Below are 25,994 nucleotides of genomic sequence, written 5' to 3' on the forward strand. Positions count from 1 at the left end.
ACCAATCTCATCGTTCATTTCAGATCTTCAAAGTAATCTCGATTATCTCCTCCACAAAAAAGACCAGCCGCAAAACCTCGGCTGGTCTTTTTATCATTCATCCCTTATCTTTTGTCCCTTGCCCTTTCCCCCTCGCCCCACAACCGCAAGGTGCGCAGCGAAGGAAAAATTCAGTGAAAGAGCCTTTGCCCAGAGGAAGCCACCTTCCAATTCCAATCCAGCTTCCTCTGGGCAACACGCGATTGAACGAATTTTTCCGTAGCGATCAGCTCCAACTTGCGCTATCCTCACTGAGCTACTGTACTATTATACTCCTGAATCTTCTGCGTGATCTCTGCCGAAGCGCGATCCAGTGCGTCTTGCGGCGAAGCTGCGCCAGTCAGCGCTTCTTCGATCGCGGTTTCCGTAAGCTGGCGAGCTTCAGGGAATACGCCCATAACCGCACCTTGCGTTGCCGGAGTCAATTCCGTGCCGTGCAATTGATCGATCGCAGTCTGGAATTGCGGATACTTTTCCAAGTTTTCTTTAACGATATCTTCGTTATAAGCTTCTTTGGTGATCGGGAAGTAGCCGGTATTCACATGCCAGAAAGCTTGAGTAGACGGTTCAGCCAAGAACTTGATAAACTGCCAAGCCGCTTGTTGTTCCGCTTCGGGACGGTCGTTCATCATCCATAAGCTTGCACCGCCTACGACTACGCCGCCTTTGTCGGCATCGGCTTCCGACGGTTTTGGCAGAGGAGCTGTGCCGACTTCGAATTTGCCTTCGGCAGCTTGCACGATCCCGCGCAGCGAAGCTGTGCTATCGAGGGTCATCGCGATTTGTCCGGCTGCAAAAGCTTTTTTCGTATCGTCTGTTTTGCGACCGAGGTTCAACATCGTACCGTCATCGACCATCTTTTTCCACCATTCAAGGGTGTTAACCGCAGCAGGAGCGCCGAGTTGCGCTTGATCCGCGAGCCCTGCGCGTCCGTTGCTGTTGTTGAGCAATTCGGCACCTTGATTGGCAAGAAGTTGCTCCATGAACCAACCGTAGATCGCAAACGATCCGCCGGTCACGCCGTCTTTCGTCAATTTTTTAGCTGCCGCTTCAATCTCTGCGTAGGTCGTTGGTGGATTTTCCAGATCAAGCCCTGCTGCTTTGAATGCGTCTTTGTTGTAGTAGAGGATCGGATTCGACGTGTTGAACGGCATCGAATAAAGACGATCGTCGAATGTGTAGTAGCCGAGAATGTTTTCTTCCAGATGGGAAACGTCGTAACTTTCTTTGTCGATAAATTGTTGCATCGGTGTGATCGCGCCTGAGTCGATCATAAAGCGGCTGCCGATCTCGTAAGTTTGGATCATCGTCGGGCCTGTACCGGAACCCATTGCGGTTTTGAGCTTATTCAAACTTTCATCGTATGTACCTTGGAATACCGCTTCGACTTGAACATCGTCTTGCGAATCGTTAAACTTTTTGACCAATTCGTCAACGACTGTACCAAGTTCGCCGCTCATCGCATGCCACCATATCACTTTGACCGGTTCGCCGCTTGCTGCGGGTTCAGTACTTGAAGCATTGTTGGAAGCCGCTTCCGCGACTCCGCTTGCCGTGGATTGATTTCCGCCGCCGCCGCAAGCCGTAAGAACAACCATCAACATACATAGACACGCAAACATCCACTTTCGACTGCTTTTCATAGAAAAATCCCACTCCCTTTTATATAGTCAAATTTTTTGCATAGATCCTGTAAAAAGGACCCGGAGGAAGGCGGAGCTAACAAGCTTTCCGCGTGTCCGTCCGGGTGACCGGAGATCCGCCGCACCACGCGCAAGGTAGGGGGGAGCAGCAGTGTTGGCGGATTCCACGAGAACCGTGTTTCGCACAAGGCGACGCACAGACCGTTTCGAAGTTGGTCGAAACCGGCGAGATCACTTGGGCGCGCTGAACGCCAAGCAGATCGAGAGCGATCCGGCGAAAAGCACCGGATCAGAATTCGGACGGGCGTTTACCGTCTCTGCTACCGCTATGAACGCGACGTTCTTAGGGGGAGCGGAGACGGCAAGCCGTATCCCGTTCAACCTTTGAGAGCACCTGCGGTCAATCCTCCGACCAATCGGCCCAGACCAAGCGCCAACATAATCAGCGATGGCAAGAGCACCAGTACAAGACCCGCCATTACCAGATTCCAAGCGGTCATTTCCGAAAATTGCAGCATGCTAACGCCGATCTGCACCGTACGCATTTTCTCGCTGCTCGTAACGAGTAACGGCCACAGGTACATATTCCAATGATTGAGGAACGAATAGACGCCGAGCGTTGCCAGACCTGGCATTGAGAGCGGAACAGCGAGCCGCAAAAAAATCCGCAGATGTCCGCAACCGTCGATCCGCGCGGCTTCCATTAATTCTTTGGGAAGTTGAAGGAAAAACTGTCGCATCAAAAACACGCCGAAAGCGGTAGCGAGAAAAGGGATGGTCAATCCCGCATAGCTATCGAGCCATCCCCAACTGCGAACGGTTAAGTAATTCGGAATAACCGCAACTTCCCACGGAATCATCATCGTCGAAAGGAATAAAGCGAAAATGATTTTTTTGCCGGGAAATCGCAGGAAAGCAAAAGCATAAGCTGCCATGCAAGACGTGATCAGACAGCCGATCGTAATGACGCTGCTGACGACAAAGCTGTTCCAAATAAACGTTAAGATCGGAATCGAAGAAAGTACGCCGGAAAAGTTATCCCAATGCAGACCGGTCGGCAAAAATTTAGGCGGATAGGCAGCCGATTCGGCTTCGGTCATGAACGCGTTCGATAACGTGATCCAAAACGGAAACAAGATAAAAAGCGCCGCGATTACCGAGAGTATGTAAGCAAATATGCGAGAAACAGAATGTTTGTTCATTGGTAATGCACCTTCCTTTCCGCGAATACGAATTGCAGTACGGTAATCAGCAGCACAATCGCAAAGAGTACGAGAGCTTGTGCACTGCCGACGCCGAAGCGGAAGTTGACGAACGCATCTTCATAGAGGCTGAATACGAGGACGTCGGTGCTGTTGACTGGGCCGCCTTTGGTTAAAATATTAATTTGTCCGAAAGCTTGGAAGGCGCCAATCACGGAAGTAACGGAAGCGAAAAAGAGCGTTGGTGATACAAGCGGCAAAGTCAGTCTCCAAAAGGTACGCAGAGGACCGGAGCCGTCGATTTTGGCGCTTTCGTAGATATCTTCGGGAATGCCTTGCATGCCACCAAGCAGCAAAATAAACAAGAATCCGATATTCATCCAGACCGTCATCAGGGAGATCGACAGCAACGCCATATTGGGGTCAGTCAGCCATTGGATCGGAGCGAACCCGATTTTTCCAAGCAAAACGTTTAGACTTCCGAGCGTTGGGTGAAAAAGAACCATCCACATAATCGAACCTGTACTCACCGATACCGCGATCGGAAGCGCGAAAATGAACCGGAAAACTCGCATCCCTCGGATTTTGCTCCGACAGATCGCGGCGAAAGCCAGCGCAAGCGCAAGGCTTGCCGGAACGGTAAACAAAATGAATTTCAAGGTCACGATCAGACTATTCGGAAATCCTGGCGAAGCGAAAAGGTTCCGAAAATTGGCAAGACCTACAAAGTTCGCGACTTGTCCGCGCGGATTGGTCGAATGCAAGCTGAGATAGACCGATTGGATCAAAGGATAAAATAAAAAAATACCGAATAGCAGTAAGGCAGGAGCGATAAATACCGCAGCCAAAGCAGGTTCACGCAAACGGCTGAAAAAAGTCGAACGGGATGGGTCGCCGCTAAGACGATTTGTTATCGATGAGGGTCGTCCCCTTTTTTTATCGAGTGAAACTGAAGCCGACTTATCCATGTTTTCCATATGTAGGCGTTGCCTCCTTAGGTATTGCTGAATGTCGAACGCTCCGACCAGACAACCCCAGCGTACCAATGCTTTGTTAAATAAAACCCCTATGTTGTGTAAAACATCCATTTTACGGTAAAATATTAGGTTTAACATAGAATTTACGTAGGGTAGGTATACTAAAAGAAGTAGATAAGACGAAGAGAAGAGGGATAATGATGAATGATATTCAAGATAGAAGTACCGCTGAGCTTACTGAAACCAAGTCGATTTCACTTTTGGGCAGACCGATCATTTTCGCGCATCGCGGAGCTTCCGGCACACGTCCCGAAAATACGATGTCGGCGTTCCGCCGCGCGATTGAGCTAGGCGCAACCGGAATCGAGACGGATGTCCAATTAAGTAAAGACGGTGAGCCCGTGCTGATCCATGATGAGACGCTCACTCGTACCGCAAGTTCTTCGGGCTGCGTGATGGATAAGACGTATGAAGAACTGCGTCATTTGGATGCAGGGAGCTGGTATCATCCTGAATTTATGGGCGAGTCGATTCCTCATCTGAACGAGTTGCTTGCTTTGACGAAACAGACAGGCATTATTCTGAATCTGGAACTGAAAAATACGGTATGCGATTACCCGGGGCTTGAAGAAAAAGTGATTGCGGCTGTACGTGAGCATGGTCTGGAGAAACAGACCGTTTTGTCGAGCTTCAATCATTATTCATTAGCTTTATGCAAAAAGCTGGCACCGGAAATTCGAACAGGTATTTTATATATGGAAGGATTGTATCGTCCGTGGGATTATGCCAAATCGATCGGCGCCGATGCGCTTCATGCTTATCACCCGGCGGTTCGGGCGGAATGGGTAAGCGAAGCGAAGGCGGCAGGCGTAGATTATCATCCATTTACCGTAAACGATGAAGAACAGCTGCAAACATTGATCGATATGGACGTAGCGGGCATTATTACCGATCATCCTGATCGAGTCGTGCGACTGCTCAAACAGACAGAACAATAAAACCGATGTTCAAAAGAGATTAGACGCATAGAAAAGTAAAAACAATGTAAAAAAACAAGGCGGTGCGCATTGCGCCGCCTTGTTTGGTTTGCTAAGGTTAAGGCTAATGAGAAGGTTAACAACCGGCATCAATTACGATCCGGCAGCGTATCAAGCTGCTGGGGATAAGGAGTTGTCTATTTCTATGATGACACGATCTGAAACCGAACATCCCAAGGCGACGCAACCGAGCTTGCGAGCGGGTATTATCGATATTGGTTCCAACTCGATTCGGCTTGTCGTGTATGAGAGCGAAAGCGGCGGCTCATACCGCGTATTAACCGAGTCTCGGGAAGCCGCAAGGCTGAGTGCGCTTGTGACGGCAGACGGGATTATGCCATCGCCGGCTATTCATTCCGTTGTTCCCGTGCTGCGACAGTTTACTGAGATTTGCAAAGCTTATGGCGCTACGCAAATTCGCGCGGTAGCGACAGCAGCGATTCGCAACGCAGCCAATTCGGGTCAAATTATCGAAATTTTGAACCGCGAAGCCGGGCTGGATATTGAACTGCTGCCGGGCGAGATGGAAGGGCATTACGGATTTATCGGTGTCGTGAACAAAATCGATATTGCCGAAGGTTTTATTATCGATATTGGCGGCGGCAGTACCGAAATCACTTTGTTCCAAGAACGCAGACGCGTATCGAGCTTCTCGTTCCCTTTTGGCGCGGTAAATATGAATGTTCGTTTTGGCGGCAAAAAAGGCGAATGGAACGAAGACGATATTAAAGACTTGGAGCAGTTCATTCTGGCTGAAGCGCAAAAGCACCCGTGGATGTCTGAACATCCAGATCTGGATCTGGTAGGGTTAGGCGGAACGATTCGGGGACTTGGCAAAATGGATCAACGCCGCCGTAATTATTCGTTACCGTACACGCATAACTATGTGATGCAAGGCGAAGATGTCGACCATTTCTACGAATCATTGCCGAGTATGGATAATAATCGCCGTAAACGAGTTCCCGGTCTTTCCAAAAGCCGAATCGATATTATTATTCCGGGCATGATCATTTTGCGCACCTTATTCCGGCATATGAAAGCCAAGCGCTATATCGTCAGCGCGACGGGTCTGCGCGAAGGTCTATTCTTCGAATTGCTGAGCCCGGAGCAAGCCGTTCACGAAAGCGTGCTGGAATTCGAACTACGTGCTTTGCTAGCGAATACGCCGCAGCAGCGGCAGCTTCATTTGCGGCAAACGGAGCAGTTTTCGCGTATTTTGTATGAAGCGCTATGTGAAGGTAGCGAAGACGCATGGAACCGCAGACTCCTTCGCGTCGCGGCTTGGACGTATCAATCCGGTACCGAAATCAGCTATATCGATTACGAAGAACATACGCAATATTTGCTGACCAAGCGTCCACTGGCGGGGCTAACGCATCGCGAAATTATTTTGACGGCGTTGATTGCGGGAATTGCCGCCAAGTTCAAATGGCGCAAAAGCACGACGGCTCAGACCTACAAAGATATTTTGCAAGAAGGCGACGAAGAACGTACGCGTAGGCTTGGCGTCGTGCTTCAAATGGCAGCCGCGCTGGATTCGAGCGAAACGCAAGCGATCACGAATCTGAACTGCAAACGTGATGGCGATCATTTCGAGATGGAATTGACTTGCCGCACCGAAGCTTTTATGGAAATTCGCGATTTGAAAGCCGCTTCCAAAGACTTCGAAAAAGAATGGAATGTAAAGATTGATTTGAAGATTCTTTCGGAAAGCTAAGCTTAAGTCGCATAGGATATGTTGTTCTGACTGTTATATACAAAAAGCCGGATATTCGTCCAAGACGAGTATCCGGCTTTTTGGATTATCGAAGTTTATCCATTACAAAGTAAGAAGATTTTACTCAAAAAACGGCGCTTTCCATGTCCGAATATCTTCGGCGCGGAATTGGCTGCGGAAATGTTTTTCGCCGTTTTTGAATGGTTCGTAGCTGCCGCTAGACGTCAAAATACGAGCTTTGACATTGTCTTTGAGATACAGCTTCACAATATTGAGTAACGAATCTTTGCATCCCGCATCGCGAATCGGGCACATCAGCTCCACCCGGCGCGTCAGATTGCGCGTCATCCAATCGGCGCTGGCGAGGAAAATTTCCGAATCATCGCCGCCGCCATTTTCGAAGTAGAAAATGCGCGAGTGTTCCAAGTAACGATCGACAATACTGCGTACCGTGATATTTTCGCTCAAGCCGGCTACGCCTGGGCGCAAGCAGCATACGCCGCGTACGATCAGATCGATTTTGACACCTGCTTTTGAAGCTTCGTACAGTTCATCAATGATTTGCTGATTGGATAGCGAATTGAATTTAGCGATGATATGCGCTGGACGTCCTTCTTTGGCATGTTCCGCTTCGCGTCGAATATTGGTCACGAATGTGCCCATCATCGTATCCGGTGCGACCGAAATTTCTTGCCAATCCGGGTGACGCGAATAACCCGTAATATGATTGAACAATTCGGAAGCATCTTCGCCGATCGAGCTATTGGACGTCATCAAGCCCACGTCCGTATACAGCTTCGCCGTCGAATCGTTGTAGTTGCCTGTGCCTACATGCACGTAACGACGTAGCCCGTCTTCTTCGCGGCGCACGACGAGAATCGCTTTGGCATGGGTTTTCAGACCGACTAGCCCATAGACAACGTGGCAACCTGCTTTTTCAAGCTCCCGTGCCCACGTAATATTACGTTCTTCGTCGAAGCGGGCTTTCAGTTCGACGACGACCGTCACTTGTTTTCCCGCTTCTGCGGCTGCGGCAAGTGAACGAATAATCGGCGATTTGTTACTGACGCGGTAGAGCGTCATTTTGATCGCCATAACATGTGGATCTTCGGCGGCTTGCTCGACAAAATCGCTAACCGCGTCAAACGATTCGAACGGATGATGCAGCAGCACATCGCGTTCTTTGAGCGTCGCGAAAAAGTCGGTATCTTCGCCGTCTGCAAATTCCGGCGGATAGATCGACAAAGCGGCTGGATAACGTAGCGAATCACGATTTTTGATCGACCCGGCAAAAGACGTCATAAATCCAAGATCAATCGGACCATCGATTTCATATACGGAATCGTCGATTTCGAATTCTTCTAATAAGAGCTGCAACGCGTACGGATGGAAGCCTTTTTCCACTTCAAGACGAACCGGTGCGCCGCGGCGACGCTTGCGGAGCTTGCTCTCAATTTCTTCGAGCAAATCTTCGGCTTCTTCTTCGTTGATCTCCAGATCCGCATCGCGCGACAAGCGGAACGCATGAACCGCTACCGGCTTATAACCGCTAAACAAGGTCTGGATATGATTGCAGATCAGTTCGTCAATCAAGACATACACTTGTTTTTTGCTATGGCTGCGACTTGCGACCGGAATGAGGCGCGGCAAGATCGACGGAACTTGCACGATGGCGAAATAATAACGTTCTTCGTCCGTGAGATCGGATGTCGCTTCTTCTTTTTCCAGAAGTGCCGCCAAATAAACGTTTTGACTATGAACCAGCGGGAACGGACGACTGAGATCGACCGCCATCGGCGTCAAAATCGGGAAGATGACATCGTGGAAATAATCATCGGCAGACTTTTGCTGAGTTGCGGTCAGATCTTCGTAATGGCTCAGTACGATATGTTCTTTGGCAAGCAAACGGATCAAATCGCGGTATGTCCGGTATTCCGCCGTTACCATTTTTTCGATACGTTTGGACAAGCGTTTATACAAAATTTGCGGCGTATAGCCGGAGAAATCTTTTTTGACGATACCCGCTTTAAGTTGATTACGAATACCCGCGACTCGAACACTCATAAATTCATCGAGATTCCGAGAAACGATTCCGAGAAACTTGGCTCTTTCAAGCAGTGGAGTATCTGGATGCTGAGCTTCTTCAAGTACACGATAATTGAATTCGATCCAACTGAGATCACGATTGATGTAATACGGGGACGATCCCCTCTGAGCGGTATGGTTATCCATAATTCCTCCAAATTAAATGGTTCGCGCAATGAGACTCGGCACAAACGTAATTTGTACAAGTTGTAATGATAGGTATTTGTCAGACTCTTTTTTAGTATACCCTCGAATTGTTAAATGAATGTAAAATTCAGTATATTCCATTTTACTTCCAGTGACACTATTCAATGTTCTGTTCGAGAAAACCCTCCTACTCAAAAATAAACAAAGATGGATAGGTTGTAAAACATAGAGCTGTATTTTTTGAAAAATAGATCACTTTTGTATGAAGCCACGCTATGATAAACATAACCAAGTTAATACTAAATAATAGTAAAATTGATTTGCTTATAAAAAGGAGTTTAGTAGAAATGGAAAACAGCACATACATCCTTAAAGGCGAGGAACTTACCGTTACGATTCGCAGACCTGAAAGTTGCACAGGAATGCGTTTTGACCGAACAGGATGGATTACGCAAGTGGTATTGAACCAACCGGGCATTTCCTTTTGCGTACCGGAAAGTCTGATCGAAGGGCAAGGCACAGGCGGCGAAGGATTATCTGGCGAATTCGGAATCGACAAGCCTGTTGGGTATCAGGAAGCCGCGATCGGCGATACTTTTGTCAAACTAGGGATCGGCGCGTTAACGAAGATTCAAGAAGAAGGCTATAACTTTGCAGGAACGTATCCTTTGCAAGCTTATGAGGTTCAGACCGAAGTCGGACACAGCGAGATTACATTTACCGTGAACACGCCGGAACATAACGGATACGCGGCAACTTTGGTGAAGCATATTATGGTAGAAGGTCGCTCTATACATATGACATACCGCCTTGAAAATGAAGGTCAGAAAAAAATCTCTACCAATGAATATGTCCATAATTTCGTTGCCGTTAATCAACATGCGGTAGGAGCAGATTATGTACTGAAACTTCCTTATGCACCCAAATTGAAGATGATCGGCGACGGCGGCGTAGAAAAGAAACTGGAATCATCGCCTGACCAATTGACGTGGAATGAAGATGCAGGCGGCGAGTATTACGCGCTGTACGAAGGCTTCGAAGGTGGAGAAGCTCCGTACTGGGAGCTGCTACATACGCCGAGCGGAGCAGGTATGCGAGAAAGCGGAGACTTTGACGTCTCGAAGTTTGCAGTGTGGGGCTCTGGGCATGTGATTGCGCCGGAAGTGTTTATCGATCTGGAGTTGGAAGCGGGAGAAAGCCGCACATGGACACGCACCTATACGTTTTTTGCGTAAGGCGGTGAAGAAATGAACGATAAAATTCGACGACCGGATCGGCTGATTTTTCCGTCTATCCGGTTATGTTATGGAGCATGGGATCGAGAAGGGACGTTAAAGCCGCGAGTGCGTGATCGCGGTGGGGTGCTGCTTGTGGAAAAAGGGCAGGCTACTTTATCGATCAACGGACGATTGCACCGAATCGAAGCAGGCGATCAATTTTGGATTGCGCCGGGAACTGAATACGGTTGCCAGTGGGAAGAAGGATTTCGTTGTTCGCTGCTGCTGCTTGCCTGTCGGCAAATGAAACGTTTTGGAAGGCAGTGGTTAGCCGTCGAAGCGAAATTGCCTTCATCAAGACCATTAGATCCAGAAGATACAGAGCTGAATCTATTCCCGGAAATCGTAATAGGTACTGAAAATGCGACATCGTCACGAAGTCGATTAGAGAATCAGCAAGCACTGCATCGCTGGATGATCGCTTTGATGAACAAGTCGTCAATGATCGCGGAGCCTAACAGACCGTTGCCTTTTTCGATCGACAAGACTTCCGGTATAGAAGCCGTGTTGGACTATATCGCTGCGCATTATGCACGGGAGTTAAGCGTTTCGGAGATGGCGGCGTTAGTCGGGATTAGCGTGAACCATTTTATTCGACTATTCAAATCAGAGACAGGGCTTACGCCTACCCAATATGTGCTGAATCTTCGGATGAAAAAAGCACGCCAGCTTCTTTTTTCTACAGATAAAATCAAGACGGTAGCGCGTAGTGTCGGTTATCGGGACGAACATTATTTTAGCCGAGCGTTCAAAAAAGCAGAAGGTGTTGCGCCGGCTTTTTATATGCAGTCCCCCGAGCGGCGAATTGCCGTGGTCTACTATGGGCTTGACGATTATCTGCAAACTTTGGGCATTTCTCCGGTCGCCGCTGTGTCTTCCTATCGAGAACCGATCCAACAAGTGCATAGCAGGAATACGAAATCAGATACCGTCTGGCTAGATGGTCGAGACTTAAGTTATGCAGCGCTTCGGCGAACTGAACCCGATCTGATTTTAACGAGCAGCCAATTAGAAGCAGACGAGCGCTTGGAGCAGATTGCACCGACGGTCACGATTCCGTATACGCAAGATTTGCCGCGTCAACTCAGGAAGATTGCAGAGATTTTGGATCGAAAAGAAGCCGCGGAGCATTGGATCAATAGGTATACGGAGACCGGAATACTGCTGCGTCAACGACTTGCGAAGCATCTAGGACAACGAACCGCTTGTTATATTCGCGTAGGAGCGACATTTTGCCGAGTCTACGGGAAAATCAATCAGACCGGAGCTTTGTTATACGAAGATCTGGGCTTGGAACTGCCTTCTAATTTTCCTTCTGGGGAATGGGCAGTCACGATAAGCCAGGAGCAATTGTCCGAATTCGATGCGGATTATTTATTTGTCGCAGTCGAGCCGACACCCGAAGCTGCTGGACGAATGAACGCGATCGCGGATTCACCCCAGTGGCGTTCGCTGCAAGCCGTACAAAATGATAGGGTCTACGATGCGGCAGATTTGTTGCTCGAAACGTTGGGGCCTTCCGGGCGACTTCAAGCCATGAACAAAATTTTTGACTGGATGATGTTGCGCAGTTAAATGCGGTAGAGTGAATTTGTCCACGTAAAATCAGTGATAACGTCTATGGAGCTTCGCCCTTTTCTTCTCTAAGATAGTGATAATTATTATCATTTACCGAAGGGGAGTTTGAATATGAATAAAAGTTTGAAGTGGGCATGGACTTGCGTAGGTCTGCTTGCTGTAATGATGATCCTTGCGGCTTGCGGAGCAACATCCGCCACGCAAGTTCCGGCAGCCAATTCAGAAGAATCTGCAACACGCACCATTACCCATTTAAAAGGTGATTCCAAAATTCCGATGAAGCCGCAACGTGTGGTGGCTTTGTCAGCCGCTTATATCGATCATCTCCTGACCATCGGAGAAAAGCCAGTCGGTGTGAATAACGAAGAGCGTTACGGCGCAGATTATCTGCCTTATTTGGCGGATCAGCTTCAAGGCGTGGCAACGGTCGGTTCGGCAGAAGCCCCAAATTTGGAAGCGATCGTGCAATTAAATCCCGATGTGATTTTGATAGAAAGTCGCACGGCTGAAAGTATGTATGACCAACTGAGCAAGATTGCACCGACAATCGTACTTGGCAACGAGTGGGAAGAGTATGACGAAAATCCGGATTTTTGGACAGAAGATCTGCTGAAAATCGCGGAAATGTACGATAAGACGGAATTGGCACAAACGAAAATCGACGAGTTGAAAAAAGAAACAGAAGCGGTTAAAACGTTAGTCGAAAAGTCCGAGCATCGCAAACTCGCGTATATCCGCGTACGTCAAAAGCTATTCCAGATCTATCCGCAAAACGGACATCCGACGAATGCATTGTTATATCACGACTTAGGCTTCGAGCCTTCCTCTATTACGCCGAAAGAGCAACGGGAAGATTTGTCGCTAGAAGGGGTTGCGGATCTGGATGCGAACCAGCTTATTTTGGAAGTCGATCCGAACGGAGCCGATTTTTTGCAAGCCGCAGAACAAAGTTCGCTATGGAGCAAAGTACCGGCAGTTCAGCAAAAACAAGTGTATCAGACCGATTCGTTCTGGTTGTTCAAAGGCTGGGGCGTAATCGGTCGCACGCAAATCCTTGAAGACGTGCGGAAGCTGGTCGAGTAGATGAAGCCAGAGCAGCAGTATGAATTTCAAGAGTTGCTGATGCAACAATTTGCGATCCGGTATGTATCTTCGATTAGCGAAAAAGATTCAGAGCTTTTCCCTTATGCCACAAGCGATCTGCTTGAACCGAGTGTGCTTCGCCATGTATTGAATAAACAAGCAGAGCAGCTTGGCGGCGTATCTTTAGAAGTCGCGAGTACGATGTTCGCAAAGCGTTATTCGGTGCTGATCGCTGGTATGTTTGCTACATATACCTTGTATGACATTCCGTTATCTACGAATCCGAAAGATATTCGAATCCGGCTTGAACGCAGTGGGGTCATGGCTTATGAAGTTCGGCGTCATCCTAAGAATCTAGAGCATACGGATTTGAAATTTTCGGCGTATGTTCAAAATGTTACCGTGCATATGGAACTGATCGTGCAGGCAGTTGCAGACACGAGCGGCGTTCCCGTCAAAGTGTTACGTTCTCTGATCTTACATCAGGTTCATACGCTGTATGCTTGGCTTCAATGGGAAGCGGCAAACCCGGAGTTTCGTCCGCAGGGACGCCAATCCAAGATTGCCGCTGAGCGATTTGCTCTGAATCAATCCAAAGCCGCAGTAGGATTTGCTGCAAAATTCCGTCTGATTCAGCATTACCCTAACGAGCGTCCGCTATTGATGCGACCGTATTGTTGCCAAGCTTATCGAACGGACGATCATGGGTATTGCGAAACTTGTCCAAAACCAAGTAGAAGCGTATAGCTTCTGCTTGGTTTTTTGCTAGAGTGCTTCGTGATTGTTACGCTATAAATGTGTTAAGCTAGTCATACAGACCGGTGCGGATTAGACTCTGCCGGACGAGTGAAGGAGGATGTTCGATGATTGTGATTCACGCGGATATGCAGATCAAGCCGGAAAAAAGAGAAGCCTTTTTGCAAACGATTCAATCCCTTGTTGTCGCTTCGCAAGCCGAAGACGGGTGCCTGCGTTATACGCTCACGCAAGACGTCGCGAGCACCGATCGTTTTACGATGATTGAAGTCTGGGCGGATGAAGCAGCAGTCGAACGTCATAATGCTTCTTCGCATTTCACCGGATTTTTTAAAGTCGCGAACGACTTTTTTGCAATGCCACTGAAAGCCGAAAAATTTAGCGCAGCAGATTTATAAAATAGGGGGCTATATCTTGGGTAAAAAAGTGAATTTGTATTTGATTCGGCACGGCGAGACGTATTTGAATCGGTATAAAAGAATGCAAGGGTGGTCAGACAGCCCGCTTACGGAAGAAGGCAAGTTGGTAGCCGTCGAGACAGGGAAAAAACTTGCCGATACCGTATTTGCTCATGTCTATACGAGTGATTCGGGACGTACGCTGGAGACTGCCGAAATTATTTTAAAAGAAAATAATCATTCTGTACCGACGATCAATCGCAGAAAAGAATTCCGGGAAACGTTTTTCGGAGGTTTGGAAGGCGAATATTCGCAAGTCGCTTTAGAAAAAGTCGCCGAAGCGGCAGACGTATCGAGTTTCCACGAATTACGTCAAAAACATACGGTGAAAGAAGTCGCCGATTTTATCCATAAAGCCGATCCTTACGGTCATGCGGAAAGCTTCGATCAACAATGGGATCGGATTCAAGCGGGTTTAGAAGAAGTCGTTGGACTTGAGTACGAAGACGAAGCGAATATTTTGATCGTGACACACGGCAATACGATTCGAAATACGGTCAGCCAACTATGCAAAGAAGTCGACTTGTCCGTCGATATTCGTAACGCGAGCGTGACGGTTATCCAGCACTTGGATCGTGAATATGCGATGGTTAGTTTTAATCAGTAATAGACAGCAAAGACGCCAGTAGAATACTGGCGTCTTTGCTTCTTTATTCATAAATATCTTTACGGTGTCCAACATCGATAACCGTAATGACAATCTCTTCATCTTCAATTAACGCCAATATTCGGTAGTCGCCTACTCGGTAGCGCCATTTTCCCTTATGATTGGCGACGAGAGCTTTTCCTTGTGCTCTTGGATCGCTACAGTTCATTAAGTTTTTTTCAATCCAACCCACTAACAGGGATGCCTGAAAGCGATCCATCTTCTTTAATTTTTTCAATGCCAAGTCTGAAAATCGAACGGTATACATATTGTCCTACAATCCCAATTCTTTTTTAACTTCATCAAGAGAATAAGTCTTTTTTGTATCAGCGATTGCCCGATCGAAGGTTTCCAAATCAATTTCATCCTCGATTTTTTCGATAATCGCATTTCGCATTAAATCGGATACCGATGTGTTTTTGAGTTTCGCGTAATCTCGAATCAACTTATTGTCGCGATCATCTACTCTAAGAGAAATAGTAACCATAGATAAGCCTCCTTTGTTTCTTTGTAATACATTGTATTACAATGTTGTGAAGTTGTAAATTCATATTCATGAGATTAAAACAACTTAAAAAGAGATTATTGAGCCTCCAATCTTACAGGTTCAATAATCTCTTTTTTAAATTTTATGATTTTCGAATGTTAGCACTTAATTTGCTATCGTAAATGTCTTGCCTACGTTTTGATCACGCCTTTTTTCAAAATAATATTGCCATACAGCGCCTCTTCTCCGGTCATGACGACCAAGTAGGCGTTTTTCGCACGTTCGTAAAAAGCAAAACGTTCTTCGAAAGCCAGTTTGGCGGTATCATCGTGTTTCGCCACGATATCGCGGTATGTATCCCATACCGTCGGCACGACCGGATCGCCCGGAACGACGCTCATCAGTGCCGCTTGATGTTCCGCATACGGATCAAGAGGAAGCAGTTCCAAAATCGCGTCCAGCAAAGGCGGAATGCCGAATCCGTCATAACGGATAACGTTATCATGCAGCGAATGACCAGGGAAGTTGGCATCTGCCAAAACGATTTCGTCGCCATGACCCATTTTCATCAACGCTTGTACCAGATCTGGGGAAAGAATTTTCGGGATTTTTTTCAGCATGTGAACATCTCCTTTTATCTTCTTCGTAACAAAACGACTTGCCCAATAAATCCAATCGCAGCGAGAATCAAGCTTACCCAATATGGAATAGTCACGATCGGCAATATGCGCAGAAGCAACAATCCAATAATCGTGATTCCGGCAAGTACAGCCAATGAAGCGCCGATATTGCGTATATTAAATCTTGGCGGAGCCGGTACGCCTTCTTCGGGATCACGGCGGGTAAGGCGCAGTAACACTTCGACTAAAGCAATTGCGCCGATTACAATAAGTAGCAAAACGCCGGTGCTCATTTTTTCGGTGTCTTTGTCGAAAATAGCGAGCAAGCCGAGGATCAAAAAAGTCCAACTTAACGCGACCCACGGAGCCAGCACATAAGGACGAATTTTCGGCGAGTCTTTGCGCTGCGGCAATTCGGTCAGAGCACGATCGGCAAAAGCGATCGGATCATCGCCAAACAGCTTGGACGCCGTTTTTCCTTTTTGCTGAGCGGCTAATAGTTGCTGGGCACGTTCGAGTAGCCACGTTTCGCCGCTATCTTCTTGTACCCGGCTAGAACGGATATGCACGATCACTTCATCTAAATAATTGCCGTTTTTTTGACTTAACTGATCGCGGATCGTATTGATCTCACGGATTTTTTTTCGAATACTCAAACTCAAAATCCTCCTTCAATTAGTTACGTGACTCTATTTAATCGGCAGCTTGTCCCAGCTCGTCGGTTGTCCACGATTGAGACTGAAAAGCTAGAAACAGACCGACCCATCGATCTTCTTCGGCAAAATGGATCAAAATTCCGCCGTCGCGAAACGTTCCGTTGTCCCGTTGCCAAGCTTCATGGTTGCCTTGATTCATATGAATATTGTGCAAGCCGCGTCCGGGTAGAAAGCCAAAATAATAATCTTTCGTTTCATTCTCCGGTCCCCAGCTATCTCCAAACACATACAGCTCAGCATTGGCAGATATCGCTTGATCGATCAACGCCACAATTTTTTCATTCAAATCGTTATCGGGTCCGGGAAGGCTTGCAGGCATCGGGATCATATCGTTCTTGGCGCAAAGCGGCCTACGAACAAAATCTAGCCCATGTAGCGGCAAGTTTCGCTCAATCGAAGTCAGTCCGCTGGGAAGTTGCTTTAACGCTTCGGCTTCATGCGGATCACAAGGGTTAATGCTGTATAGCAGCTCAGACGGGTACGATTTGGACTGAATATTAATCGAAGCCCGATAATTCAGATCCCGGTCGTCTTGCAGATGGATATGAAAATGAGGCTGCTGACCAAACCCGTGGATATAGCGAACCGCATGGGCTTTCAGCACTCCGTAACGATGGCGATTCAATAAGGTTCCCTCCCGAGCATATTGACTGTCTCTAGCATAGCGTAATCTACAAAGTCGGTCTACAAGGCAACATGGATTCCACCTCTTTTTCAACCTGAAATCACGAAGCTCTGAATTGACAAAAAAAGCTTGTACACGTAAGATAAGAGTAATTCATACTATTTAACTAGGGATTAAAAATAGACAGGAGGCTGCTGCTATGGAACGTCAGATTTTGATTCGTCACGACCAACACGAACTTGCGGCTACTCTTCATTATCCGACATCGGATACTTGCGAAGGACGTCTTCCGTTGACGATCATTTGCCACGGGTTTGTCGGTAGCCGAATAGGCGTTGATCGGTTATTCGTTACGACGGCGCGCGAGTTGGCTGACGAAGGGCAATTGGTCGTCCGGTTCGACTATGCCGGTTGCGGCGAGAGCGACGGGGTGTACGGAGAAGAAGGCATCGAATCGATGATTCGCCAGACTCGGACGGTGCTGGATTATGCGTTGACTTGCGCCGATATCGACCCGAGCCGCGTGACGTTAATCGGGCATAGTCTGGGCGGCGCAGTTGCGCTGCTTACCGCTGTGCGGGATCGACGGATCAAAAGTCTGGCTTTGTGGTCGGCAGTCGGCTATCCTTTTAACGATATTGTGAAAATTACCGGACGTGAGCGATATGACGAATCCGTACGCACGGGCAGCGCGGATTACTTGGGCTATTCCTTCACACCGGGATTTTTCGAATCTTTGGGCGCTTTTCAGCCTTTTCAAGAAGCGAGTAAATTTTACGGCGACGTCTTGGTCGTACACGGCACATCCGATGATGTGATCCCGGTCGATTATGCGTTTTTGTATCAAAAACTGTTCTGGACGAGAGAAGATTCGCGCTGTGACAAAGAGATTATATTTCAGGCAAACCATACGTATTCATCCGGCCCGCACCGACGCCAATTACTTGATATTACAAAGCGCTGGCTACAGGATCGGCACAAAAATGAAATCGACTGGCAGCACTGGACGATCTAACAAATGAATGAAAGAAGATAGAAGCCGGGAGCGGTATCGCTTCCGGCTTTTTGTATGCCAAATGTAAACAAAATGAGAGCAAGCCAACGATCAAAATCACGAAAAAAAGGCTGAAAAGCCGCTTCAATGCGCATTTTGTTAAAAAGAGTCGATTTTTGTGTAAAAACATTATGAAAATCGGCATAAGTTTTCTTTCAACCCTTACATCGTTGTGATAAAATGATGGAGGTCGCAGAAGCGACTTCAAAGCCTTGCCCATTTTTGGTTTTGAACATTTGAAAAGGGGTTTTAAAATGCGTGCAAAAAAGAAGGATATTTTCTTTCAAACACTCGAAGATATGGCGGATACAATCGTCAAAGCTGCAGATTACTTTTCGAAGCATGTAGCGGATCTAAAAGATGTAGATGTCTTTGTTAAAGATATGAAAGATTATGAATCCCAGTGTGACGGATTTACGCATACGATCATTACCGAACTCAACAAGACGTTTATTACGCCGCTTGAGCGTGACGACATCTTGAAACTGGCAACGACGCTTGACGATGTATTGGACGGCTTGGAAGCTTCGGCTTCGCGCTTTTACATGTACAATCTCGGTCAGCCAGACAAATATATGATTCAGTTCGGAGAAATCCTGCGTGAGTCGGCTTACGAAATTCAAAAAGCGATTCATTTGTTGTCGCAAAAAAAATTGCTCGCGATTCGCGAATATACGATTCGTTTGAACGATTTGGAAAACCAAGGCGACGATTTGCTGCGTGTATCGATTAAAGAATTGTTTGCGACAGTAACCGATCCGATTGAACTGATTAAGCGTAAAGAAATCTACGAGCGTCTTGAGACGACGACCGACAACTGCGAAGACGTTGCCGATATTCTGGAAACTATCATTATGAGCAACTCCTAAGCGGAGCCTGCCATTTTAGGGCTAAAGGAGGTCAGGACCGCTTTTTTCCGGAATTATGCTTCTATAAAAAGCAGGCGTTTTGCCTGACAATCGGCAGCAGCAATTTCGTAAATAGATAAAACGGCACGGGAACTACACAGTTGGTGTATGCAGCGGAGCCGTCTTTCTTGATGCGGTCAACACACTATGGAAACCACTTTTATCATCCTTGCGGTTGTCGTTTTTTTGGCGCTCGCATTTGACTTTATTAACGGATTTCACGATACGGCGAACGCGATTGCGATGTCTGTATCGACTCGGGCGCTGAAACCCCGAACCGCGATTTTGCTGGCTGCGGTCATGAACTTTATCGGCGCGATTACGTTTACCGGCGTGGCAAAAACGATTGGCGGCAGTATCGCCGACCCCACCAAGCTCGACAACGGGATCGAGATCGTAATTGCGACGTTGATCGCGGCGATCATCTGGAACTTGGCGACTTGGTGGTTCGGCATTCCGTCTTCGTCTTCGCACGCGATGATCGGTGCGCTTGCGGGCGCGGTATTCGTCGGAGCGGGTTCGGACAGCGTTAACTGGAGCGGATTTATCAAAATTATCGAAGCGTTAATCTTCTCTCCATTGATCGCGTTCGCGGCTGGTTATGTCATCATGATGGTTCTTAAATGGACACTCGGACGACGCAGCCCGCACACGGTCAACAAAGGTTTCCGTTTGATGCAGATTTTCACGGCGGCCCTTCAATCGTTTGCCCACGGTACGAACGACGCGCAAAAAGCGATGGGGATTATGACGTTTGCGTTGATCTCTGCCGGAGAATGGAGCTCGCTTGAGCCTCCTCTTTGGGTCAAACTCGCTGCGGCTACCGCAATTGCGCTCGGTACGTCGGTAGGCGGCTGGAAAATTATCAAAACGCTCGGAACGAAAATTTTCAAAATCGAGCCTATGAACGGTTTTGCGGCTGACGTCGCTTCGGCTTCGGTTATTTTCTCGGCTACTATGCTGCATTTGCCAATCAGTACGACGCACGCAGCAACTTCTTCGATTCTCGGCGTAGGTGCAGCAAAACGTTTCCGCGAAGTGAAATGGGGCATGGCGGGACGTATTATCGTCGCTTGGTTTATTACGATTCCGGTCGTTGCCGTTATGTCCGGTCTGATCTTCAAATTACTTTTTTAAACTTCACTAAATTCCAAGTCTGCCGGATCATTCGGTGGGCTTTTTTTGATCGAATTTGAAAAAGTGTAACATCAATCGACCCTTCTTCGTCTAATAGATTGGAGGTGTTGAAAATGAACAAGAAGAAAATGATGACATTAAGCGCTGCATTGTTGTTGACGATTGCTCTCACAGCCTGCGGACAAGGACAAAGCAATACACCGGTTCCTCAAGAAACGGATACCGAGACGGTGACGCCACCGACAGCCGAAACGGATACGACGCCAGACGATCAAACAGAAGAGGAAGACCAAGTGATCCAAGCCATGGGGACGTACAATGGACAAGCCGATCCTCATACGATTGAAGTCGAGGTTGACGGAATGCCGACTTCCTTCCAAATTTCAGAAGATACGGCGTCTCAGCTTCAAGATTTAAAAGAAGGCGATGCCGTCACGATCGAATATGTGCAGCAAAAAGTAGAAGGTAGCGACGTTCCTGTATTGCAAATTCAAACGATTACGCCGGGAGGCAGCTCCAGTTCTGCATCTGGAGGAGAAGGGTCGGAAGAGGGGGCGACTTCGGAGCGTCCGGCGACCGAGACTTTTGAATTGATGACTGAAGGCACGCTGGATAAGCGTACAGCAACGCTTGAGCAAGGAGACGGCTACTCGTTATATGTGTTTGATGCGTATAGCTTTGATGCAGCGGAGAACAAACTATTTTTGACGGCTTACCCGGAATACGAAGCGGATATTGAGAAATTACCTGCGGATTTCGATCTGGATGAATGGCGTGCAAAATTGACGAACGAACTGAAAGAGTATGGCGAAGTTCGAGAATATGCAGGCGATCAATTGGCAGAAGGCCCGATGTCCAGAGCCACTCTGGTGCTTCAAGTATCGGATGAAAAAGGGATGCACGAATACGCGATATGGGAGCCGGAAGGCGAGAACGGCTATGTCTTCCGCCTACACGCACCGGAAGGTGAAGCTTCCGAAAACTTCGCAACGCCGGCTTTGACTTCGCTCACTACGATCAAAGCTGATCCAGCTGCTTCGAAATAAAATTAAAAAAAAGCTGTTTCCGATATTTTTTGGGGACAGCTTTTTTAGCGGAGGAAGCGAGATGACTGCGAGAGAAATTCGTTTCGGTCGCTTGTTAAAATCGGGAAAAGAGATTGAATTTTTATTTGGTTCTTCCCGATTTCAAAGGCGAACACTATCGTTCCTTCACTGAATTTCTCTCTCCGTCATCTCGCTTCTAGCTACGTTTGGAATTTTAAATATGTTGGCTGTCCCCAAATAGTTGGGGATAGCTTTTTTATTTATCGCTCAGCGACCGAGTCTCGCATCACAAGTTCAGACGCCATCAAGATTTTTTCTATCGGCGCTTTGCGGTCTTGAGAACGTTCGACGAGTTTGAGTGTCGCGCGGCGACCTAGGGCTTCTTTGGGAACATGGACGGTCGTGAGTTCCGGTGACGTGCCGCCGCCTGTTTCGAAAATATGGTCGAAGCCGACTAACGAGACGTCCTCGGGAACTTTCACGCCAAGCGGTTGCAGATTACGCAACGCAACGAGCGCTACATCGTCATTGGCGCAGACCAGAGCGGTCGGGAGTTTGCCTTGCTTGTGCTTTTTTTCTAGCCATATCCGTAAATCCGGTTCGTAGATCGCGCCGTCTACGCCTTCTAAATGACTCATCGGATCATGGGCATTTTGCACGGGTAGATTGTGTTCTTCCATCGCCAGGCGATACCCGATCCAGCGATCGCGGAAACTGCGGGAATATAGACTGTTGCCCAAAAAGTATAGGTCGCGATGACCGTTACCGATTAAATGAGCCGTGAGTCGGGCGCTCGCATCGACATTCCCTGCAAAGACCGTATCGGCTGGAATCAGTGGGTCTTCGTGATCGATCAGTACCATCGGCAGACCGGTCTGATGAACTTCCAGCAGCATAGCTGTCGATATCTGTCCGATCCCGATCAATCCAAGAAAACCGTCAGGATTCAAAATACGTGTGACCGCATCGGTTCGTTGTTCCGAGATAATGACGACGCCAAGCCCCAGTTCTTCGAGCGTTTCGGTCACACCGTTTAAAATTTTGCCCCAGTACAAAGAACCCGCCGTTTGAAACCGGACATTCGGCATCAAGACGAGCACTGATTGTCTGTTATCCTGTTCGGAATCGGCTGACTTGCGATGTTCTCCATATCGTCTAGGTTGGGTGAAGTAACCGAGCTGCGAAGCGGCTTGAATGACTTTCTCGCGGGTGAGTTCGCTGACGCCGCTTTTGCCGGAAAGGGCTTTGGAGACGACGAATTTGGACACGCCGAGTTGGTCGGCAATATGCTGCATCGTCACTTTTTTTACCATGAATGCCGTCCTCCGCTTCGTTAGATAACAAAAGTATAACAAAATCGCTTTTTTGTCGTCTATAGAAGCAAGCGAAGATTGCAAGGTTGTGTTCGAAAGATTACGATAAGAAGGTGCTGGATAGAGTCAAAAGGAGGCGTCGTCCGTGATTCGGACTTTGGCGGTAACGCATGATCATCAAGTCGTTTTGGATATTCCGCTGACGAAGTTAGACCCGGCGGATTTTCGTTGGTTTTGGGCAGATTTTACCGCGCCGAACGCGAAAGAAACCGAGCTGCTCGATACGTATTTTCATTTTCACCCTTTAGAGATCGAAGATTGCTTAAATGATGTGCAGCGTCCGAAGATGGACCCGCATGAAAAATATGTGTTTTTGATTACGCACGCGCTCGAAAAAGGCGGCAAAGAAGCCGGGGAAGTCGATCTTTTTATCGGGCAAAGCTTTTTCGTGACGTTCCATTTTAAACAGATGAAAGAAGTCGACGAAGCTTGGGACCGGATTGTGTCTCGCTCTCAAGATGCCCACAAAAAAACATCGCCAGTCACTGCCGCTTATCTACTCATGGACGCATTAGTTGATGAATATTTCCCGTGCGTATTTGGGATTGAAGACGAGCTTGCGGATCTGGAGGAAAAAGGACGCAGCGAATCGGTCGAAAAGTTACTTGCGCAAGTGTTTGATTTGAGATCGCGTCTGCTTCGATTACATCATACGGTGGTGCCGATGCGCGATCTGCTATACCGGATCATCAACTCTCATCATGTGGACGATGCCAACGAATACCGGGTCTATTTTACCGATGTATACGATCATTTGTTGAAGTTGTCGGAGATGCTTGAATCCAATCGTGAAATGACCGCCGACCTGCGTGATAGTTATATTTCGCTGAACTCCAATCGCATGAACGGAATCATGAAGACGCTGACCGTCATTACGACCGTCTTTATGCCGCTCACGCTGATCGCAGGGATCTACGGAATGAATTTCGAGAATATGCCGGAACTTCACTGGAAATACGGTTACTTCATTATATTGGGGTTGATGGTGTTTTTGGGCGGGGCAATGATCGGATGGTTTTGGCGCAGAGGTTGGTTTAAATAAAAAGGAAGCAGTTGTACACGACTGAACGACACTGTAATTCGTTGGGTCTGCATCGCGTGAAACCGTTAACGCTTGAAAAACGTAACTTGTATCGCTACAATGAGAAAGAAGTGAAAATAAACGCGTACCCGGGCAGATCTGATGATTCTCGTAACGTTATGGAGAAACACAAATCCCCGTTCGTCCGTCGCTTAGAGTCTATAGACCAGTAAATACTAGGGGATGATCTTTCCGTGCAATTGAAAAAATTAAATGATAAAAGTGTCGATCAACTATTCGAAGCGATCTTGACGCTGAAAAACTTGGAAGAGTGCTATGTCTTTTTCGACGATCTATGCACCGTTAACGAAATACAGTCGTTATCGCAACGTCTGGAAGTGGCGCGTATGCTGGGCAAAGGCAGCACGTACAACCAGATCGAAGCGGAAACCGGCGCAAGTACGGCGACCATCTCACGCGTCAAACGTTGCCTGAACTACGGCAACGACGGCTACAAAATGACGCTTGAACGTCTGGGACGTTAAGCGCCATGAACAAAGCAGGCGCGCTGATTATTAGCCACGGTTCGCCGCAGCCGGAATGGGTGCAGGCGGTTGAGGAAGCAGCCGGCGAAGTTCGAATGAAGGAACATATGCCGGTTGCGGTATCGTTTCTCGGAAATGTAGAACATGCGTCGATCCAGCATGGAATCGATGCACTGGAATCCGAAGGCGTGACGGATATTCTTGCCGTGATGCTGTTCGTGTCGGAAGGCAGTACGCATATCGACGAAATTCAGTATGCGCTAGGCTTCAAAGACGCTCCAGACAAAGAAACGGATTTAGAGCCTTTTGCGATCTCGGCTCGTATGCACGTCGGGCGTCCAATGGGCGACGATTCTGACGTAGCGAGAATGGTCTGGGACAAAATCGAGCCTGCTTCGGTTGATCCCGAACGTGAAGTGATTTTACTTGTCGGTCACGGCAGTATTCACGACGGTTTCCGTCAACGCTGGGAAGCAGGAGCCGAGGCTCTTGTGAAACGGGTTGGCGAAACTAGCGGCTTGGTCTGCGATTATGCGCTGCTGAATCCGGACAATGTGCGAAGCAAAGCGCAGGAATGGATCGAAAAAGGTCGCCGCGTATTGATTGCGCCTCTTTTCCTGAGTACCGGGTACTTTTTGCAAACGGTGATTCCTCGGAAATTGGAAGGGCTAACGTATGGGTATACAGGCGAAGCGTTGCTGCCTCACCCCCTGCTGCCGGTCTGGATCGAACGTCAGGTCGAAGATCTGTTGTCACAGGCACGTGCAGAGCAAGAATCGAAAAAAGGATAACCGCCTATGCAGAAGCGAAGATCCCATCCGTGGGTCTTCGCTTCAAAGTGTATGAGCGGCAAGAACTTATAAAGAACAGGTGGAGTTTGATCGATGAGAAGAGCGAGGTTGATCTATAATCCGACGTCCGGACGCGAAGAGATGCGGCGAAGACTGCCGGATATTTTGCAGCGCCTTGATCAAGGCGGAATCGAGACAACGGTGCATGCGACGACCGGCGAAGGCGACGCGACACTCGCGGCGATTGACGCGGCGCAGCGCGGTTATGATATTGTGATCGCGGCAGGCGGCGACGGGACGATCTACGAAGTAGTGAACGGGCTAGCGGATCAGGAACATCGCCCGGAACTCGGCATTTTCCCGGTCGGTACAACGAACGATCTGTCGCGAGCGCTAGGGATTTCCCGTCAATGGGAAGACTACTGCGATCTTGTACTGCGCGGCGAGTCGCGTCCAATCGATCTAGGACGCGCCAACGATCGCTACTTTATTAATATCGCAGGCGGCGGCTCGTTGACCGAGCTGACGTACGAAGTGCCAAGTCGTCTCAAAACGATGATCGGGCAGCTTGCGTATTATTTCAAAGGGATCGAAAAGATGGTCAATCTGACGCCGATGCAGCTTAAGATCGACGCGGAAGGTCAAGAACCGATCGAAGGCGAGTTTATGATCTTCCTGATCGGGAATACCAATTCGGTCGGCGGGTTCGAGCGTCTGATGCCGGATGCCAAGATCGACGATGGCTTGCTGGATGTCATTGCGCTCAAAAAGTGCAATCTTGCCGAACTGATCCGCGTCGTCTCGATGGCGCAGCGCGGCGATCATTTCAATGATCCGAAAGTGATGTATTTCCGTACGAAGCGGCTTGAAGTGACTTCACCGAATAATGTTCTGTTGAATTTGGACGGTGAGCTTGGCGGTCGTCTGCCGGGCGTATTCGAAGTGCTGCCGCAGCATTTGCGGGTATTTACTTAAAAGATAGATGTTGCGTGGTTTTTCGGTAGAAAGCGCTCAGGAAATAGATGC

27 protein-coding genes are annotated in these 25,994 nt (G+C 48.1%); 17 read left to right on the top strand and 10 right to left on the bottom strand.

Annotation, left to right across the window (positions count from 1 at the left end):
• Window positions 1-287: 287 nt before the first annotated feature.
• Window positions 288-1,682 carry an ABC transporter substrate-binding protein gene (locus tag NOM90_RS05620; RefSeq protein ID WP_255940608.1) on the bottom strand — a complete coding sequence of 465 codons (1,395 nt, stop codon included), beginning with the start codon at window positions 1,680-1,682 and terminating at the stop codon, window positions 288-290.
• A 151-nt stretch (window positions 1,683-1,833) separates the two neighbouring features.
• Between NOM90_RS05620 and NOM90_RS05625 the strand changes: the two genes are divergently transcribed.
• Window positions 1,834-2,070, top strand: a complete 237-nt coding sequence (locus NOM90_RS05625; protein ID WP_255940609.1) for a hypothetical protein — start codon at window positions 1,834-1,836, stop codon at window positions 2,068-2,070.
• On the opposite strand, the gene NOM90_RS05630 is transcribed toward NOM90_RS05625, so the two are convergent.
• Both NOM90_RS05630 and NOM90_RS05635 read right to left on the bottom strand, forming a co-directional pair.
• On the bottom strand, window positions 2,060-2,884 hold the full coding sequence (locus NOM90_RS05630; RefSeq protein ID WP_255940610.1) for a carbohydrate ABC transporter permease: 825 nt from the start codon (window positions 2,882-2,884) through the stop codon (window positions 2,060-2,062). The two genes, NOM90_RS05625 and NOM90_RS05630, sit on opposite strands and share 11 nt — an antisense overlap.
• Window positions 2,881-3,861, bottom strand: coding sequence for a carbohydrate ABC transporter permease (locus NOM90_RS05635; protein WP_255940611.1), 981 nt, complete (start codon window positions 3,859-3,861; stop codon window positions 2,881-2,883). The genes NOM90_RS05630 and NOM90_RS05635 overlap by 4 nt, the downstream gene beginning before the upstream one ends.
• Before the next feature lie 260 nt (window positions 3,862-4,121).
• Between NOM90_RS05635 and NOM90_RS05640 the strand changes: the two genes are divergently transcribed.
• Complete coding sequence (locus NOM90_RS05640) at window positions 4,122-4,859, top strand: glycerophosphodiester phosphodiesterase (RefSeq protein ID WP_255941820.1); 738 nt, start codon at window positions 4,122-4,124, stop codon at window positions 4,857-4,859.
• Window positions 4,860-5,043: 184 nt separating this feature from the next.
• Window positions 5,044-6,615 carry a Ppx/GppA phosphatase family protein gene (locus NOM90_RS05645; RefSeq protein WP_255940612.1) on the top strand — a complete coding sequence of 524 codons (1,572 nt, stop codon included), beginning with the start codon at window positions 5,044-5,046 and terminating at the stop codon, window positions 6,613-6,615.
• Between the two features lie 120 nt (window positions 6,616-6,735).
• On the opposite strand, the gene ppk1 is transcribed toward NOM90_RS05645, so the two are convergent.
• On the bottom strand, window positions 6,736-8,847 hold the full coding sequence (gene ppk1, locus NOM90_RS05650) for a polyphosphate kinase 1 (protein WP_255940613.1): 2,112 nt from the start codon (window positions 8,845-8,847) through the stop codon (window positions 6,736-6,738).
• 347 nt (window positions 8,848-9,194) lie between these two features.
• Between ppk1 and NOM90_RS05655 the strand changes: the two genes are divergently transcribed.
• From NOM90_RS05655 to NOM90_RS05680, 6 genes are all read left to right on the top strand, one after another.
• Entirely contained in the window at window positions 9,195-10,082 is an 888-nt protein-coding gene (locus NOM90_RS05655; protein WP_255940614.1) for a hypothetical protein, read from the top strand.
• Between the two features lie 12 nt (window positions 10,083-10,094).
• Window positions 10,095-11,699, top strand: a complete 1,605-nt coding sequence (locus NOM90_RS05660; protein WP_255940615.1) for a helix-turn-helix domain-containing protein — start codon at window positions 10,095-10,097, stop codon at window positions 11,697-11,699.
• 114 nt (window positions 11,700-11,813) lie between these two features.
• Entirely contained in the window at window positions 11,814-12,785 is a 972-nt protein-coding gene (locus tag NOM90_RS05665; protein WP_255940616.1) for an ABC transporter substrate-binding protein, read from the top strand.
• Window positions 12,786-13,532, top strand: coding sequence for a (2Fe-2S)-binding protein (locus NOM90_RS05670; RefSeq protein WP_255940617.1), 747 nt, complete (start codon window positions 12,786-12,788; stop codon window positions 13,530-13,532).
• A gap of 116 nt (window positions 13,533-13,648) precedes the next feature.
• Window positions 13,649-13,939: a putative quinol monooxygenase gene (locus NOM90_RS05675; protein ID WP_255940618.1), complete on the top strand. Its 291-nt coding sequence runs from the start codon at window positions 13,649-13,651 to the stop codon at window positions 13,937-13,939.
• A 16-nt stretch (window positions 13,940-13,955) separates the two neighbouring features.
• The gene (locus NOM90_RS05680; RefSeq protein WP_255940619.1) at window positions 13,956-14,606 is read left to right on the top strand and encodes a histidine phosphatase family protein; all 651 of its coding nucleotides are present in this window, start codon (window positions 13,956-13,958) and stop codon (window positions 14,604-14,606) included.
• Window positions 14,607-14,649: 43 nt separating this feature from the next.
• Here NOM90_RS05680 and NOM90_RS05685 read toward each other — a convergent pair whose 3' ends face one another.
• From NOM90_RS05685 to NOM90_RS05705, 5 genes are all read right to left on the bottom strand, one after another.
• Window positions 14,650-14,913 carry a type II toxin-antitoxin system RelE family toxin gene (locus tag NOM90_RS05685; protein WP_255940620.1) on the bottom strand — a complete coding sequence of 88 codons (264 nt, stop codon included), beginning with the start codon at window positions 14,911-14,913 and terminating at the stop codon, window positions 14,650-14,652.
• Window positions 14,914-14,919: 6 nt separating this feature from the next.
• Window positions 14,920-15,132 carry a type II toxin-antitoxin system RelB family antitoxin gene (gene relB / locus NOM90_RS05690; protein ID WP_255940621.1) on the bottom strand — a complete coding sequence of 71 codons (213 nt, stop codon included), beginning with the start codon at window positions 15,130-15,132 and terminating at the stop codon, window positions 14,920-14,922.
• Window positions 15,133-15,323: 191 nt separating this feature from the next.
• On the bottom strand, window positions 15,324-15,752 hold the full coding sequence (gene fucU, locus NOM90_RS05695; RefSeq protein WP_255940622.1) for an L-fucose mutarotase: 429 nt from the start codon (window positions 15,750-15,752) through the stop codon (window positions 15,324-15,326).
• Between the two features lie 14 nt (window positions 15,753-15,766).
• Complete coding sequence (locus tag NOM90_RS05700; RefSeq protein WP_255940623.1) at window positions 15,767-16,408, bottom strand: DUF1129 family protein; 642 nt, start codon at window positions 16,406-16,408, stop codon at window positions 15,767-15,769.
• Between the two features lie 37 nt (window positions 16,409-16,445).
• The gene (locus NOM90_RS05705; protein ID WP_255940624.1) at window positions 16,446-17,093 is read right to left on the bottom strand and encodes a YukJ family protein; all 648 of its coding nucleotides are present in this window, start codon (window positions 17,091-17,093) and stop codon (window positions 16,446-16,448) included.
• Window positions 17,094-17,292: 199 nt separating this feature from the next.
• Between NOM90_RS05705 and NOM90_RS05710 the strand changes: the two genes are divergently transcribed.
• From NOM90_RS05710 to NOM90_RS05725, 4 genes are all read left to right on the top strand, one after another.
• Window positions 17,293-18,108 carry an alpha/beta hydrolase gene (locus NOM90_RS05710; RefSeq protein WP_255940625.1) on the top strand — a complete coding sequence of 272 codons (816 nt, stop codon included), beginning with the start codon at window positions 17,293-17,295 and terminating at the stop codon, window positions 18,106-18,108.
• Between the two features lie 293 nt (window positions 18,109-18,401).
• Window positions 18,402-19,016 carry a DUF47 domain-containing protein gene (locus tag NOM90_RS05715; protein ID WP_255940626.1) on the top strand — a complete coding sequence of 205 codons (615 nt, stop codon included), beginning with the start codon at window positions 18,402-18,404 and terminating at the stop codon, window positions 19,014-19,016.
• Window positions 19,017-19,202: 186 nt separating this feature from the next.
• Window positions 19,203-20,192 carry an inorganic phosphate transporter gene (locus NOM90_RS05720; RefSeq protein ID WP_255940627.1) on the top strand — a complete coding sequence of 330 codons (990 nt, stop codon included), beginning with the start codon at window positions 19,203-19,205 and terminating at the stop codon, window positions 20,190-20,192.
• 113 nt (window positions 20,193-20,305) lie between these two features.
• Window positions 20,306-21,238, top strand: coding sequence for a hypothetical protein (locus NOM90_RS05725; protein ID WP_255940628.1), 933 nt, complete (start codon window positions 20,306-20,308; stop codon window positions 21,236-21,238).
• Window positions 21,239-21,498: 260 nt separating this feature from the next.
• On the opposite strand, the gene NOM90_RS05730 is transcribed toward NOM90_RS05725, so the two are convergent.
• The gene (locus NOM90_RS05730) at window positions 21,499-22,551 is read right to left on the bottom strand and encodes a LacI family DNA-binding transcriptional regulator (RefSeq protein WP_255940629.1); all 1,053 of its coding nucleotides are present in this window, start codon (window positions 22,549-22,551) and stop codon (window positions 21,499-21,501) included.
• A gap of 145 nt (window positions 22,552-22,696) precedes the next feature.
• Here NOM90_RS05730 and corA point away from each other — a divergent pair, with 145 nt between their 5' ends.
• The 4 genes from corA (at window position 22,697) to NOM90_RS05750 (ending at window position 25,943) form a co-directional block, all read left to right on the top strand.
• Complete coding sequence (gene corA / locus NOM90_RS05735) at window positions 22,697-23,653, top strand: magnesium/cobalt transporter CorA (RefSeq protein ID WP_255940630.1); 957 nt, start codon at window positions 22,697-22,699, stop codon at window positions 23,651-23,653.
• Between the two features lie 233 nt (window positions 23,654-23,886).
• Window positions 23,887-24,177: a YerC/YecD family TrpR-related protein gene (locus NOM90_RS05740; RefSeq protein ID WP_255940631.1), complete on the top strand. Its 291-nt coding sequence runs from the start codon at window positions 23,887-23,889 to the stop codon at window positions 24,175-24,177.
• A 5-nt stretch (window positions 24,178-24,182) separates the two neighbouring features.
• Entirely contained in the window at window positions 24,183-24,968 is a 786-nt protein-coding gene (locus tag NOM90_RS05745; protein WP_255940632.1) for a sirohydrochlorin chelatase, read from the top strand.
• Between the two features lie 93 nt (window positions 24,969-25,061).
• Window positions 25,062-25,943, top strand: coding sequence for a diacylglycerol kinase (locus NOM90_RS05750; RefSeq protein WP_255940633.1), 882 nt, complete (start codon window positions 25,062-25,064; stop codon window positions 25,941-25,943).
• Window positions 25,944-25,994 lie beyond the last annotated feature (51 nt).

The organism is Saccharibacillus sp. JS10 (assembly GCF_024436065.1).
Taxonomy (GTDB): domain Bacteria; phylum Bacillota; class Bacilli; order Paenibacillales; family Paenibacillaceae; genus Saccharibacillus.

Coding starts and splice junctions, on each gene's coding strand:
- NOM90_RS05620 (WP_255940608.1), bottom strand. CDS start 1,682: ATGAAAAGCAGTCGAAAGTGGATGTTTGCGTGTCTATGTATGTTGATG.
- NOM90_RS05630 (WP_255940610.1), bottom strand. CDS start 2,884: ATGAACAAACATTCTGTTTCTCGCATATTTGCTTACATACTCTCGGTA.
- NOM90_RS05635 (WP_255940611.1), bottom strand. CDS start 3,861: ATGGAAAACATGGATAAGTCGGCTTCAGTTTCACTCGATAAAAAAAGG.
- NOM90_RS05645 (WP_255940612.1), top strand. CDS start 5,044: ATGATGACACGATCTGAAACCGAACATCCCAAGGCGACGCAACCGAGC.
- ppk1 (WP_255940613.1), bottom strand. CDS start 8,847: ATGGATAACCATACCGCTCAGAGGGGATCGTCCCCGTATTACATCAAT.
- NOM90_RS05655 (WP_255940614.1), top strand. CDS start 9,195: ATGGAAAACAGCACATACATCCTTAAAGGCGAGGAACTTACCGTTACG.
- NOM90_RS05660 (WP_255940615.1), top strand. CDS start 10,095: ATGAACGATAAAATTCGACGACCGGATCGGCTGATTTTTCCGTCTATC.
- NOM90_RS05665 (WP_255940616.1), top strand. CDS start 11,814: ATGAATAAAAGTTTGAAGTGGGCATGGACTTGCGTAGGTCTGCTTGCT.
- NOM90_RS05670 (WP_255940617.1), top strand. CDS start 12,786: ATGAAGCCAGAGCAGCAGTATGAATTTCAAGAGTTGCTGATGCAACAA.
- NOM90_RS05675 (WP_255940618.1), top strand. CDS start 13,649: ATGATTGTGATTCACGCGGATATGCAGATCAAGCCGGAAAAAAGAGAA.
- NOM90_RS05685 (WP_255940620.1), bottom strand. CDS start 14,913: ATGTATACCGTTCGATTTTCAGACTTGGCATTGAAAAAATTAAAGAAG.
- relB (WP_255940621.1), bottom strand. CDS start 15,132: ATGGTTACTATTTCTCTTAGAGTAGATGATCGCGACAATAAGTTGATT.
- fucU (WP_255940622.1), bottom strand. CDS start 15,752: ATGCTGAAAAAAATCCCGAAAATTCTTTCCCCAGATCTGGTACAAGCG.
- NOM90_RS05710 (WP_255940625.1), top strand. CDS start 17,293: ATGGAACGTCAGATTTTGATTCGTCACGACCAACACGAACTTGCGGCT.
- NOM90_RS05715 (WP_255940626.1), top strand. CDS start 18,402: ATGCGTGCAAAAAAGAAGGATATTTTCTTTCAAACACTCGAAGATATG.
- NOM90_RS05720 (WP_255940627.1), top strand. CDS start 19,203: ATGGAAACCACTTTTATCATCCTTGCGGTTGTCGTTTTTTTGGCGCTC.
- NOM90_RS05725 (WP_255940628.1), top strand. CDS start 20,306: ATGAACAAGAAGAAAATGATGACATTAAGCGCTGCATTGTTGTTGACG.
- NOM90_RS05730 (WP_255940629.1), bottom strand. CDS start 22,551: ATGGTAAAAAAAGTGACGATGCAGCATATTGCCGACCAACTCGGCGTG.
- NOM90_RS05745 (WP_255940632.1), top strand. CDS start 24,183: ATGAACAAAGCAGGCGCGCTGATTATTAGCCACGGTTCGCCGCAGCCG.
- NOM90_RS05750 (WP_255940633.1), top strand. CDS start 25,062: ATGAGAAGAGCGAGGTTGATCTATAATCCGACGTCCGGACGCGAAGAG.